The sequence below is a fragment of the Nitrospirota bacterium genome, assembly GCA_016212185.1.
Lineage (GTDB): Bacteria > Nitrospirota > Thermodesulfovibrionia > UBA6902 > DSMQ01 > JACRGX01.
On the sequence record JACRGX010000050.1, the window covers coordinates 1 to 12763 of the forward strand.

General features: G+C 45.0%; 14 protein-coding genes. 13 read left to right on the forward strand and 1 reads right to left on the reverse strand.

Going from position 1 to position 12763, the window contains the following annotated elements; genetic code table 11:
* The first annotated feature begins 23 nt into the window (after positions 1-23).
* The 10 genes from gspE to HZA10_05540 all read left to right on the forward strand — a co-directional run bounded on the left by gspE (position 24) and on the right by HZA10_05540 (position 9091).
* Positions 24-1739, forward strand: a complete 1716-nt coding sequence (gene gspE, locus HZA10_05495; protein ID MBI5195754.1) for a type II secretion system ATPase GspE — start codon at positions 24-26, stop codon at positions 1737-1739.
* Positions 1740-1745: 6 nt separating this feature from the next.
* Positions 1746-2969 (forward strand): type II secretion system F family protein, encoded by a 1224-nt coding sequence (locus HZA10_05500; GenBank protein MBI5195755.1) that lies wholly within the window; start codon positions 1746-1748, stop codon positions 2967-2969.
* 69 nt (positions 2970-3038) lie between these two features.
* Positions 3039-3545, forward strand: a complete 507-nt coding sequence (gene gspG / locus HZA10_05505; GenBank protein ID MBI5195756.1) for a type II secretion system major pseudopilin GspG — start codon at positions 3039-3041, stop codon at positions 3543-3545.
* 25 nt (positions 3546-3570) lie between these two features.
* On the forward strand, positions 3571-4101 hold the full coding sequence (locus tag HZA10_05510; GenBank protein ID MBI5195757.1) for a prepilin-type N-terminal cleavage/methylation domain-containing protein: 531 nt from the start codon (positions 3571-3573) through the stop codon (positions 4099-4101).
* A gap of 5 nt (positions 4102-4106) precedes the next feature.
* Positions 4107-4535, forward strand: a complete 429-nt coding sequence (locus HZA10_05515; GenBank protein ID MBI5195758.1) for a prepilin-type N-terminal cleavage/methylation domain-containing protein — start codon at positions 4107-4109, stop codon at positions 4533-4535.
* On the forward strand, positions 4519-5193 hold the full coding sequence (locus HZA10_05520) for a prepilin-type N-terminal cleavage/methylation domain-containing protein (protein MBI5195759.1): 675 nt from the start codon (positions 4519-4521) through the stop codon (positions 5191-5193). Before HZA10_05515 ends, HZA10_05520 begins: the two co-directional genes overlap by 17 nt.
* A 172-nt stretch (positions 5194-5365) precedes the next feature.
* Entirely contained in the window at positions 5366-6310 is a 945-nt protein-coding gene (locus HZA10_05525) for a general secretion pathway protein GspK (protein MBI5195760.1), read from the forward strand.
* Between the two features lie 17 nt (positions 6311-6327).
* Positions 6328-7842 carry a PilN domain-containing protein gene (locus HZA10_05530; GenBank protein MBI5195761.1) on the forward strand — a complete coding sequence of 505 codons (1515 nt, stop codon included), beginning with the start codon at positions 6328-6330 and terminating at the stop codon, positions 7840-7842.
* 9 nt (positions 7843-7851) lie between these two features.
* Entirely contained in the window at positions 7852-8487 is a 636-nt protein-coding gene (locus HZA10_05535; protein MBI5195762.1) for a hypothetical protein, read from the forward strand.
* On the forward strand, positions 8477-9091 hold the full coding sequence (locus HZA10_05540) for a hypothetical protein (GenBank protein ID MBI5195763.1): 615 nt from the start codon (positions 8477-8479) through the stop codon (positions 9089-9091). Before HZA10_05535 ends, HZA10_05540 begins: the two co-directional genes overlap by 11 nt.
* Before the next feature lie 6 nt (positions 9092-9097).
* Here the strand turns inward: HZA10_05540 and HZA10_05545 are convergent, their stop codons facing one another.
* On the reverse strand, positions 9098-10192 hold the full coding sequence (locus HZA10_05545; GenBank protein MBI5195764.1) for an HD domain-containing protein: 1095 nt from the start codon (positions 10190-10192) through the stop codon (positions 9098-9100).
* A gap of 119 nt (positions 10193-10311) precedes the next feature.
* On the opposite strand from HZA10_05545, the gene HZA10_05550 reads away from it, so the two are divergent.
* The 3 genes from HZA10_05550 to HZA10_05560 all read left to right on the forward strand — a co-directional run.
* Complete coding sequence (locus tag HZA10_05550; protein MBI5195765.1) at positions 10312-11625, forward strand: tetratricopeptide repeat protein; 1314 nt, start codon at positions 10312-10314, stop codon at positions 11623-11625.
* Positions 11626-11671: 46 nt separating this feature from the next.
* The gene (locus HZA10_05555; protein MBI5195766.1) at positions 11672-12460 is read left to right on the forward strand and encodes a FecR domain-containing protein; all 789 of its coding nucleotides are present in this window, start codon (positions 11672-11674) and stop codon (positions 12458-12460) included.
* A gap of 9 nt (positions 12461-12469) precedes the next feature.
* Positions 12470-12763, forward strand: a 294-nt coding sequence (locus HZA10_05560; GenBank protein ID MBI5195767.1) for a hypothetical protein, incomplete at its 3' end; no start/stop codon positions are given.

A 12763-nucleotide genomic window follows, 5' to 3' on the forward strand; every position in this document is an offset into this window, starting at 1 on the left:
TATAGATTTTTCACACTAATCAAATGACAGAAAAATCTTTGAAAACAAAGCTCCCTATAGGTGAGATTCTCCTCAAAGACAAACTGATAAACGAAGAAAAGCTTGAGATAGCCCTTAAGGAGCAGTCTGTCATGCCTCCGCCTCCTAAACGCATAGGAGAAATTCTCAGGATTCTCGGTTTTGCGTCAGAGCAGGATGTCCTTGGCGCGCTGGGTTATCAGCTTGGAGTAAAATATCTTCCGTTTTCCGAATTCCCAAAGACAATCCCTGACGATTTTTATCCAACCGCCAAATTCATGAAACAATACAAGCTGGTCCCTGTCGGCAGTGATGAAAATGTACTGAAGATTGCAATGGTGGACCCCCTGGATGAATATGCTATTAAGGCACTGCGTGTGTTTACGGATAAATCTCTGGAGATATATCTCAGCGGTGAAAAGGATGTAATGGAGGCAATTGAGCAGTATTTCGGAGGCGATGTCCAGATGACAACAATAATGGCAGGCATGAGAGAGGAAGACGAGGCTGAAACTGTCATTGACATGCATGAAGACGTCCATCACCTTAGGGATATGGCATTTGAAGCTCCGATCGTCAAGCTCGTAAATATGCTCATTACGCGCGCGGTTGAAGGCAGGGCCAGCGACATCCACATAGAGCCTTTTGAAAGCAATGTCAAGGTGAGATACAGGATTGACGGCGCATTGAATGAGATAGAAGCCCTTCCAAAAAGGATTCAGGCGGCTGTCATTTCCAGAGTAAAGATAATGTCCCGGCTGAACATTGCCGAACGGAGGCTCCCGCAGGACGGAAGAATAAAGCTGAGGGTTTCAGGCCGAGACATTGACATCAGGGTTTCAACCATCCCGACCATATTTGGAGAGAGCATTGTCATGAGGATACTGGATAAAGGCAGCGCCCTTGTGGTCCTTGAACACCTCGGTTTTCCAGAAGATGCACTTAATAAATACAAGGCGTTAATCACAATCCCGTACGGGATGATTCTCGTGACAGGCCCCACAGGAAGCGGAAAGACAACAACACTTTATGCGGCGCTCAGCCAGATAAATTCCCCTGACAAAAAAATCATCACAATTGAAGACCCGATTGAATATCAGATTGAAGGCATAAACCAGATACAGGTAAAACCCAAGATAGGGCTCACATTTGCCAACGGACTGAGGCATATCGTGCGTCAGGACCCTGATGTAATCATGGTTGGTGAAATCAGGGATGTTGAAACGGCTGAAATCGCAATTCACTCGGCGCTCACCGGGCATCTTGTCTTCAGCACGCTCCATACAAACGATGCGCCCGGGGCTGTGACAAGGCTCGTGGATATGGGCATTGAGGGCTTTCTTGTCGCATCCTCACTTGCCGGCATTGTGGCGCAAAGACTTGTAAGGATAATCTGTCCTCACTGCAAAGAACCCTTTGTGCCTAAAACCGAGATGCTTGAAAAAATTCAGGCTGAGACCTCAGGCATTACTGCTTATCACGGCGCCGGCTGTGAAGAATGCAGGCATACGGGATATAAAGGCAGGACCGGAATCTTTGAGCTGATGATTATGACCGAAGACTTAAGGCGGATGGTGCTGGCTAAGGCAAGCTCCGACGTCATCAGGGAAAAGGCGATGGAGCAGGGGATGCAGGTCTTAAGGGAATCCGGCTGGCAAAAGGCAAAAGATGGGATAACCACCATTGAGGAAGTCCTGCGGGCCACGCAGGAGGAAATTTAACGCAGAGTGGATACTTATTCCTACGAGGCAACAACAAAAGAAGGCACTGTAATAACAGGCACTCTGGAGGCGGAAAACGAGCGCAGGGCTGTGGACCGCATTCAGGACCTGGGCTATTTCCCCTTAAGGATCAGCAAGGCTGAAGAACGCAGGGGTTTTGGCATAAGCGCCCTGCCCTTGCCGGGTTTCCGCAGTAAAATAAAAGAATCCGACATAATGACTTTTACTTATCAGATCGGCGTACTTATTGATGCAGGCTTTCCGCTGGAGAGGGCATTATCAATACTTTCGGAACTAAGCGAGAAGAAAGCGCTTAAGGATCTCCTCAAAGATATCTTATCGCATGTGCGGGGCGGAAAATCATTTTCAGAAGCGCTGTCAAAATTCCCGGCAGAGTTCCCGGCCTTTTACGTAAACATGATAAAGGCCGGCGAGGCCGGCGGATTTCTTGAAGATACAATCTCAAGAATGGTCGTGTATCTTGAAAATTCCCAGAGGTTAAAAGAAGACGTCCGTTCAGCGCTTATTTATCCGGCGATTCTCTGCACAGTGGGAGGCGCTGCCGTGATAGTCCTTCTTACATTTGTCGTGCCGAGGTTTTCGCAAATATTTTCGGATGCAGGCACAGCGCTCCCCCTGCCCACTGTAATCCTTCTTTCAATCAGCTCTATGCTCAGGCGTTACTGGTGGATTATTGGAATCCTGCTGTACGGGTTATTTATCCTCCTGCGCCGCCATATGAAAAGCGAAGCCGGAAGGCGCTTATGGGATGAGGCAAAATTCAGGCTTCCTTTATTCGGCAAACTTTTTAGAGAAAGCGTCGTCTCCCGTTTTGCAAGGACGCTGGGCACTCTGCTGGCAAACGGCGTTCCGATACTTAATGCGCTTCAAATAGTAAAAGGAACCATGGGAAGCGAAAAAATGGCAGAGGTGGTATCCTCGGTCAGGGAAGGCGTCAGAAAAGGAAAGGGAATCGCAGAGCCGCTTAAAGCCAGCAATGTCTTTCCCCCCCTGGCCATTCACATGGTTATTGTCGGAGAGGAAACAGGAAAGCTTGACGAAATGCTCCTTAAGATAGCCGACCGATTTGACCTGCAGGTAAGAACTACCGTAAAAAGGATGCTCTCCCTGCTTGAGCCGGCGTTAATACTTTTGATGGGCGCTGTGGTGGGATTTATCGTCATAGCAATGCTTATGGCAATATTCAGCATAAATGAATTGCCGTTTTAGACTAATAAGGTTGAATTATGAAGGCTGAAGGTCAAGTTAAGAAAAACCTTTTTAGAATCGGAGGTTAGCATGGACAACAAAATTAACAATCCAAAATCAAGGGAATCTGTTCACTATTCACTGTTCACCGTTCACTGTTCACCGTTCACTGTTCACTCCCGCAGGGCAGGTTTCACCCTCATTGAATTAATGGTGGTAATGATAATACTCGGACTTCTGGCTGCCATTGTCGTCCCGAAATTTATCGGGAAAGTCGGTCCCGCAAAACAAAAAGCATCTCAGGCTCAGATTGAGCTTTTCGGCACTGCCCTTGACTCTTTTCACCTTGACGTAGGGCGGTACCCCACAACAGCAGAGGGGCTTCAGGCATTGATAACAAGATCTGCAGGCGCTGACGACTGGAAAGGACCGTATCTTAAAAAACAAGAAATACCGCCTGACCCCTGGGGGAATCCTTATCATTACGACTCCCCGGGCGCTCACGGAGAGTATGACCTTTATTCCTACGGCAAAGACAATGCAGAAGGCGGAAGCGATGAGGGTACGGACATCACAAGCTGGCAGGCGCTGAAATAGAGTTACGAGTTATGAGTTACGAGTTATGAGTTATAAGTTATGGATAAAAAATAACCAATCAAAAAATACTGTTCACTGTTCACTGTTCACTGTTCACTCCTCGCCTTATCCGGCGAGGGCGGGTTTCACCCTTATTGAGCTTTTGGTTGTCCTGATAGTTATCGGGATTGCATCCTCTTTAATAGGCATTTTTGTGTATTCAGGCATTGACAATGTCCGATTAAACACATTTGCGCGGGAGATCTCCTCAACCCTCAGATACGCAAGGACACATGCAGTTTCAGAAAAAAAAACATACTCTTTTATAATCTACGGAAAAGAAAAGGCATACGGCTTATATGCCGGCTCCGGGCCTATCATATACAAACAATTCCCATCTGACAAACTTCAGGCCGCCCTTAAAGACAGCTCTGAAGAAGATATAAGAATTGATTTTTCATTGTACGGCAGTTCCACAGGGGGCACCATTGAGGTTAAAGGCGCAGACGGTCCCATATGGCACATATCAGTCAACAGGGTGACAGGAAAGGTGGAAGTGGGAAAAGTTAAGAGTTAGGAGTTATGGTAAAAAATAATATCTCAAAAAAAACTGTTCACTGTTCACTGTTCACTGTTCACTGCCGTAAAGGTTTCACCCTCATTGAAGTCGTAGTGGCAATTGCCATTTTAGCTATTACGCTGGTGACAATCATGCAGTTATTTTCAGGCGGGCTCAGGGCCAGCAGAACCTCCTGTTACTATACGAGGGCCATCGTGCATGCAAAGGATAAAATGGAGGAGCTTTTAGTTAAACCTGTCTCAGGCAGCGGCAGTTTTGCCGACGGTTTTAACTGGGAGTCAACAGTAGAGCCTTACAAACAGCCCGAGGACTCGCAATTTACACTATTAAATGTAAAGGTAAAAATCTCATGGTATAAAACCCAGGACCAGCAGGACTCGTTTGAAATGCAAAGCATGAAGACAATTTCAAAAAATGAAAATAAACAATAAAAAAAATCCGGCACTCAGAATTAAGAACACAGAATTCAAAAAAACTGTTTACTGTTCACTGTTCACTGTTCACTGTAGTAAAGGTTTTACCCTCCTTGAGCTTCTCATAGCAATGATAATTCTAAGCCTTGTCGCCGTTGTAATTGGAGCCGGCTATCATATCGGCATTAATGCATGGGAAAAGGGAGAGGCTGAAATAAATGAAACGCAGAGGTTAAGAGCCATCTCCGCCCTGATGTCCCAGCAGATGAAATCCATGTATCCCCTCAAGATGAAAATAGACAATAAAGATGTGATTGTGTTTCAGGGGAAATCAAAATCCATGTTGTTTGCAACCTCACTGACAAATGAGGGGGGTTGCAAATGGATCCGGTATTCCTTCAAAGATAATACCCTTTTTTTCAGGGAGGGCCTTCTTCCTGACAAGAATTTGGAGGAAAAAATTGAGGGGAATTCTGAAAAGGAAGAAGTCATTGATCAAAACATTCCGGAATTTAAATTTGAATATTACTCGGCAAAAGATGACTCATGGAAGGATGAATGGGATTTCGGCGAAACCATCCCGAGACAGATCCGGGTAACGCTTTCATACTTCCACCCTTTTCTGATTACAATGCCGTTATGGGTAAAAGAAACACAGACGGAACAGCAGTTATAAGTTCTGAAGGACCTTGCGGCAAAGACCGTAGGGCGTCCATTATTTGAATGTTTATTTTTGGTGTCATTCCCGCAAGCGAAGCGCGTCGGGAATCCTTCTTCAAGAAAGATTCCGGACAAGCCGGAATGACAGAAATTTGGAACTATGGCAGAAACCACAGAGTGTAATAACTATGAGTTATTTACAACCGCATAAAAAACAAAACGGAATTGCCCTTGTGCTTGTGCTCTGGGTCATAGTCATACTCACGGCAATAGTCGGGGAATTTGCCTATTCAATGAGGACAGAACTCAATATAACAAGAAATTTCAAGGAGGAGGAAATAGCATATCAGCTGGCCCATGCCGGCATTGAACACGCCCGCATGGAGATACTTTCTGTTCCGGAATCTTCATATCCATTCCCGTATTTCAATAAAAATGGTATCTTAATATTTGCGCAGGGATTGGAGGAGGAAGACCCTGAAAGAGAATTAAGTTTTAAAAATGGTTCGTTTTCATATACAATTATTGATGAAGACGGAAAACTCAACATTAACAAGGCTACTGCGGACCAGTTAAAATATATTTTTACAACATTAGGGGTAGAGACTACAGATGCGGATAAAATCGTTGATCCTGTTATGGACTGGATTGACACCGATAATCTTCACAGATTAAACGGGGCTGAGGAGGATTATTATCAGTCCTTGGAAAACCCTTACAGCTGTAAAGACGGGCCGCTTGATATTATTGAGGAGCTTCTTTTGGTCAAGGGGATGACCGCCGACATTTTTTATGGTAAAAAGGAAGCTGAAAAACAAGAACAGAGTGGAGTTATGCAATATCTCAGCGCTAAAAATTCTGCCAAGATAAATGTCAACACCGCTCCAGAGATAGTGCTGACGGCGGCCTTCGGCGCAGGCACCGCTGCAAATATCATGAGGCAGAGGGAGGCAGGCCCTATACTTATCCCTGTTGCCGGAGGGACAGTAAAATCCGTTTTTTTCACTATAATTTCTACGGGCTCAAATACTGACGGCACTATAAAAAGAAGCATAAAGACAATAGTTCAGAAAACAGGCAATAATCTTGAAACCATTTACTGGAATGACAATTGGACAGAACAAGGCGCATAGGAAAGAGCTAAACTGCAATGTTTGAAAACAAATTAATCAAAACAGTTTTAGGCATAGAGTTTAAGGATGATTCCTTTACCGTCGCCTGCCTTAAAAGCAATCTCTCAGGCATAAGCTTAATATCATCATCAATGTTTCCGTTCAAAGACGATGATGAAACCATTAATGAAATTAAAAAGTTTACCGGCAGGTACCTGACAGGCCCGTTCAATGTGTTTATAAGCATTCCGGACAAATGGACCATTACAAAATTTACTGAAATACCCCTCCCTAAGGGTGAAGGGTCTGTACTGCAGCTGGCCCGTTATGAAATAGAACGCCATATACCGTTTCAGATTGATGATATTTTTTATGATGCCGTCATAGCGGACAAAAAAAATTCATCCTGCACTGCCGCCCTGATAGCCGTCCCAAAGGAAAAGATAGAAGGCATTAGAAAACTTTTTGAGCGGCTGGCCATAAATATAGACGGCATAAGCATCTCCCACTTTGCCGTGTTAAGCGCCATTGAGTTAAGCGCTGTTAAGGCTGGCGGCTGGCGTGAAGTGCTTGGCATTACGTCAATATCCGATATCTTCGGAGGCCGGGATGAGACAGGCATTGCGCTTGTCATAGGGAAAAATGAAATGGTTTTATCGGTTATAAAAAACAACCTCTGTCAGTACTTTAAAACTATTCCGTATGATGCTGAAAAACCCATAGACATAATTTCAGAGGGAATTTCTTTTATTATAAAAGAAGCGCTCTCGGAGCTTTCTCTTCAGAAAATGCACAAGCTTACCATCTCCGGCGATTCGCCGCTTTTGCAAAACCTTGCTGATGCGCTGAAGGTAAGGCTCGGCGTAAACACACAGACCCTAAACCCACTGGCCGGATTTTTACCAGCAGACAGGGCGGCGGAAATGCAAGGGCTTGCGCCGTCCATAGGCGCCTGCCTTTCAGGGCTCGGTTTGGCATCCATGAAACTGAATCTCCTACCTCATAAAATAAAACGCGATAGTAAAAGAGTCAGCGGCCTGATTACAAAAATATCCGCCGCGGCCGTTATATTGCTGGGCGTCAGCATAATGGCGGAGGGGATTGTCAACGAAAAAAGAGCATTGGCAAGGCTCGCAGATGAGGTCAAGAAAAATGAATCTGAGCTGGCAAAGGTAGAAAAACTTGCCGCCGGCCTGAAGACGATTGAAGAAAGGCAGAGTTTTCTTTCAAATATTAAAATAAATGACATTATACTGAACGTGCTTTTGGAGCTGACAAACTTAATGCCTCAGGATGCCTGGATTACAAGTTTGAGCTTTAAGGAAACTCAGGACAAGGGACTTAAACCTCCGGCTAAAGAGCAAGCTATTCGCGCCGAACTTACAATAAGCGGTTTTGCCGACTCGTCTTCAAAACTTATTTCACTGCTTGAAGGTTCAGCATTTTTTGAAAAAGTGGAATTTGTCGGACCCATTAAAAAAAGCGGAGCCAAGGAAGATTTTAAGATAAAGGCTGTTGTTGTTCATAAAAAAGATGCAGGAAGCAAAAAATAGAGATTTGTAATGAAAATACCCGTAAGAATAAACCCGAGGGAGAAAAAGACTCTCATAGCCGGCGGGCTGGTCGCCGTGGCCATAATGGCTTATCAGCTTTTTGTATGGTACGGAGAATTTAAAAATACAATTAAAGAATATTCTGATGCAAACCGCATGAAGCTTGAAAAGCAGTTTGATAAAATCTCCAGCAAGGATATTTTAGCCAAAAAACTTGAGTCGGCCGGGGCGCAGTTAAAACAGATTGAAGCAGGACTGATCACTGGAGATACTCCGCCTGTTGCCGCAGCGGAGATTCAAAGAGCGCTGAAAGAAATGGCAGAGTCCCTGAGCATTGAAATAAAATCAGAGAGGGCGTTAAGTCCTGTTGAAGCAGGGGCCTACATCAGCATCCCTGTTGAAATAGGCTTTATTGCCCCTACTTCAAAACTAAAAAACATGCTTTACAGAATTAGGACCTCTCAGTCGCTGTTTGTTGTTTCTGACTTGAATGTTCGTGTCATAAACATCAATAAACCGTTAGATTCATATACCACAATGGTCGTCAGGGGATTTATAAAAAAACCGTCTGATGCAGGGCAGCAAAAAACTGACGATAAGACGAAAAAAACAACGGCAAAGACAGGGGCGGATAATGTTTCGTAAAAATATTTTAATAAATATAATCCTCATAGCCCTGATAATCTTTCTGGGCATTAAAGCCTATAAAATATGGACCATGCCCTTAAGCCTGCCTTCTGCTCAGGTTCAGCAAAAAACCGCCGAAGAAAAAGCGCCGGGGGCTGCTACTGAGGAAGAGCAAATGCCTGTTGAGGAAATCTTTCAGCCGATAGTTCAAAATGACGTCTTTCGGTCCACCAGAAGCGAGCCAAAGCCGGAGGAAATTTCAAAACCCGCAGGCGTCCCGGTTATTCCGCCAAAACTCTTTGGAACGGTAATTTTAGGTAGTTTAAAAACTGCCATACTTGAAGACCCGGCCACAAAGCTTTCAAAAATCTACCGTATAAATGAATCTGTAGGGGGATTTGTCCTTTCGGATATTCAAAAAGATAAGGTCGTGCTCTCAAGAGACGGTGAAATTACCGAGGTTTATCTGAGGGAAATAAAGGCCTTCAAGCCTCTACCCTCACCTGTGCTACAACCTCCGCAGCCGCCTCAGCAGCCGCAAAGGGGCAGAAGGAATATACAGGGTATGCCGCCTCAGCCGCCGGATGTCCCGCCGATGCCTGAGGAAGAAGGACAACAGTAAGCATCTTTATTTTTCAAGGGTCAACTCGCCATCTTCCCAGGCATTTAAAAAGGCGTCAACCACTGCCTTGTCAAACTGGGTGTCGGAGCCTTTTCTGAATTCTTCAAATGCCTTTTCCACACTCAAACCCTTTCTATACGGCCTGTCTGTGGTCATTGCATCAAATGTATCGGCAACAGCTATAATCCGTGCAATCAAGGAGATGGCTTCATTTTTCAACCCGTCAGGGTAGCCCTTGCCGTCAAACCTTTCATGATGGTCTTTAACGCCGGGTATCACATCTTTGAGCTGTTTGATACGGCCAAGTATTTCAGCGCCATAATGGGCATGCATCTTCATTTTGTCAAACTCTTCATCGTTCAGCCCGCCCTGTTTCAGCAGTATCGCATCCCTTACGCCTATCTTGCCGATGTCATGCAAAATAGCGGCAAGCCTGAGTTTTTCAAACTGGGTTTTATCAAGCTCCATATACCTGCCGATAATCGTACTGTAGTTCATCACCCTTTTTGTGTGCCCGCCCGTGTATGGATCCCTCAGCTCAATCATTTCTGCCAGAGCCTGAGTGGTGGCAAAGAAAGTTTCCCTCAACTCTATGTACAGCCTTGCATTTTCAATGGCAATGGCGACCTGATCGGCAATGGATTTTATCAATTCCAGGTCATCCGCAGTAAAAATGCCTTTATTTTTGTTTATCCCCTGAAGAACGCCTATTATTTTTTCTTTTGATTTTACCGGCATGCAGATAATGCTCTTAGTTATAAATCCGCTGTGCAGGTCAGCCTTTTGGGAAAAACGCGGGTCAGATACTGCATCATTTACTATAACAGGCTCTCCATTCTGAACCACCCATCCGGCTATGCCTTCGCCTGTTTTAAGTCTGAAACGTTTTAGCTTCATACCCTTCTCCCCTGTTGCCACCTCAAAAAAAAGCTCGCCTGTTTCATCATCAATGAGAAGGAGGCTGCCTGCCTCTGCATTCAGCAGGGTAGTCAGCGCCGTAATGGTTCTCTCGCGGATTTCGCGGGTATCTAATGTTGAGTTAATAAGGGAAGAGACGTTTATGAAGGTTTCAAGCTGTTTCAGCTTCTTATCGTAATCCATCAAAAATTACCTTTTAAAAAAGGGTTGTAATTCCCCTTGATTATGCCTGAATTAAGTTTAATTTATCATAATTTTTTTATATTGACAAACATTATTCAAATATATAATATATTTTCTCTATGGCAAAGAGCCGCATTGTTACATTATGGATATTGCTGTTTATTTTAACCGCATATTTTCCATCATATGCGGCGAAGTCCACCTACGACCTGCATATAGCAAAGGGCATCTCATACGTTGAGACAAACGACTACAAAAACGCCATAGATGAATTTAAGACAGCCCTCAGTGAAAAACCCGACGACCCCATAGCCACACTTTACTTAGGCATAGCCTTAAGCCGGGCAGGAAACAGCGAGGCAGAGACAACATTAAAGAAAGCCCTTGCGCTTAACCCCGGAGAGCCGAGGACAAACCTTGAGCTCGGCATATACTATTTCAGCAAAGGGGTATATGATGAGGCAAAGGATTACTTTGAAAATACACTACAGATTGCGCCGAACACAGAGTTTTCATCCAAGTCGGCAGACTTTCTCAGGCTCATAAAAGAACGGAGCGTCGTAAAACCGTGGACCGTAAACATCTCTGCAGGCGGGCAATATGACAGCAATGTCATACTCAACCCAGACGACAGCTCTGTGCCGGGCGGAATCTCAAGGAGGGCTGACTGGAAGGCAATAGTATACTTGAGGGGCAAATACAACCTCATAACCAGGGACAAGGCAGAGAGTTCAGTGGGCTACAGCCTTTACCAGAGCCTGCACAGCAGTCTGAATGAATATGATATTACCCAGCATTTGCTGGAACTCAAAGGGTCCTACAACATATCGCCTTTATTAACGCTTAAAGGTGGATACGCATACGAATATGTGCTTGTAGGCGGGGACCGCTATGATTATGCAAATTCCATATCTCCGTCGCTTGTCATATCAGAGGGCGGCGGCTATACAACAGTGATTGACTACAGATACAGGGATGCCCGCTATCAGGACGCCGTTCTCTTTGCAAGCAACTCCGACCGGACAGGCACAAACAACCTGTTCGGCATAACGCAGAACATCCCTATACAGGCAAATCTCCTTGCAAGAGTCAGTTACTCCCATGATGAAGAGCGCACGAGACTGAATTACTGGAATTACAGGGGAAACAAAGGCAGCGCAGGGCTTAGGTTTAACATACCGGGTAAAATACTTGAGAATACGCTTATGGAATTAACCGGAGAATATTATTCAAAGTACTACGAAGGTAAGAACCCTACGCTGGGAATAGACCGTGAAGATAACACATACACAGGCTCTGTTTCAGCCACAAAACAGCTTTTACAGAATTACAGTCTGACACTGAGCTATTTATATACGAGCAACGATTCAAACACCGAGTCGTACAATTACAAGCGTCAAATAACAAGCGCATTTTTAAATTTGAGGTTTTAAAGACCGTAAAACGTGAGATGTAAAACGTAAGACGTGAGGAGAATCAATGAAACCCTTTAAATTATTAACAACAATTTTGCTTTTATTTGCAATAACCGGAGTTTCAACAAAAGCCTTTGCAGTTGAAGGCATAGGCACAGTGGTTGCCATCCGCAACAAGGCAGTCATAGAGAGGGATAAAAAGCAGGCGGACGCAAAACTAAAAGACAGCATACTTTTAAATGATGCTGTTTTGACATTTGAAGGCTCCAGGGCCAAGATGCTGTTCATAGACGACAGCGTACTGACAATGGGCGAGAAATCCAGAGTAGTCATAAAAGAATTTGTATACGGCAAGGACCAGGAAGGCAAGTCTGTATTTAATCTAATAGACGGCAAGATGCGCTCGGTTGTCGGCAGAAGCGGTTTTGAGGTTCACACGCCTTCGGCAGTTGCGGCGGCCAGGGGCACTGTAATACTTTTTGAAACAGGGATAAGAGACGGACGGCAGTTTACAACCATCATCTGCCTTGAAGGAACTGTCAGCGTTGCAAGTTCAGACCCGAGCGTTGTTGGAAGCGTAATGCTTACCCCGGGAATGACGGCAACTGTAGTTGAGCATGAAACGCCGACTCCGCCGGTAAGCGCGCCTCCTGCAGAGATAGAACGCTTAAGAAAAGATACGGACACAGGGTATCATGAAGTCTCAATACCTGAGCCAACGCAGATAGAGGCAGGACCTGCGCTCATAACGCCGGTAGAGCCGCCGCCTACTACAGTAATCAGCACACCGGTAGAGATACAGCCGGCAACTACAACGCCGGTAAATATTAATGTAACATTTCCCTCAAACTAAGCGGTTTTTATGAAAAGATTAACAACCATATTTGCAATTATCCTGCTTGCAATAACATTTAACAACTGCGGAGGGGGCGGCGGCACGGGGTCAGGCTCGGGCTCATCCGGCAGTTCAAACGTAACAATTAATGTTGGAGGGGGAAGCAGCGCTTCTTCATCTGGAGGGCTTCATACCACTTCAACAGCCGATGTTGCCAGCATCAGGTTTACTATATCAGCCTCTGACATGTCAACAATCACAAGGACTGTCTCCTATTCAGGAGGCACAGTATCAGAGTCATTTAACGTGCCTAACGGCTCA

Bases quoted from the DNA above. Each gene is read 5' to 3' on its own strand.
- gspG (MBI5195756.1), top strand. From the start codon at position 3,039: ATGGACAACAAAATTAACAATCCAAAATCAAGGGAATCTGTTCACTAT.
- HZA10_05550 (MBI5195765.1), top strand. From the start codon at position 10,312: ATGGCAAAGAGCCGCATTGTTACATTATGGATATTGCTGTTTATTTTA.
- HZA10_05510 (MBI5195757.1), top strand. From the start codon at position 3,571: ATGAGTTATAAGTTATGGATAAAAAATAACCAATCAAAAAATACTGTT.
- HZA10_05525 (MBI5195760.1), top strand. From the start codon at position 5,366: ATGAGTTATTTACAACCGCATAAAAAACAAAACGGAATTGCCCTTGTG.
- HZA10_05535 (MBI5195762.1), top strand. From the start codon at position 7,852: ATGAAAATACCCGTAAGAATAAACCCGAGGGAGAAAAAGACTCTCATA.
- HZA10_05545 (MBI5195764.1), bottom strand. From the start codon at position 10,192: ATGGATTACGATAAGAAGCTGAAACAGCTTGAAACCTTCATAAACGTC.
- HZA10_05520 (MBI5195759.1), top strand. From the start codon at position 4,519: ATGAAAATAAACAATAAAAAAAATCCGGCACTCAGAATTAAGAACACA.
- gspE (MBI5195754.1), top strand. From the start codon at position 24: ATGACAGAAAAATCTTTGAAAACAAAGCTCCCTATAGGTGAGATTCTC.
- HZA10_05515 (MBI5195758.1), top strand. From the start codon at position 4,107: ATGGTAAAAAATAATATCTCAAAAAAAACTGTTCACTGTTCACTGTTC.
- HZA10_05540 (MBI5195763.1), top strand. From the start codon at position 8,477: ATGTTTCGTAAAAATATTTTAATAAATATAATCCTCATAGCCCTGATA.
- HZA10_05555 (MBI5195766.1), top strand. From the start codon at position 11,672: ATGAAACCCTTTAAATTATTAACAACAATTTTGCTTTTATTTGCAATA.
- HZA10_05530 (MBI5195761.1), top strand. From the start codon at position 6,328: ATGTTTGAAAACAAATTAATCAAAACAGTTTTAGGCATAGAGTTTAAG.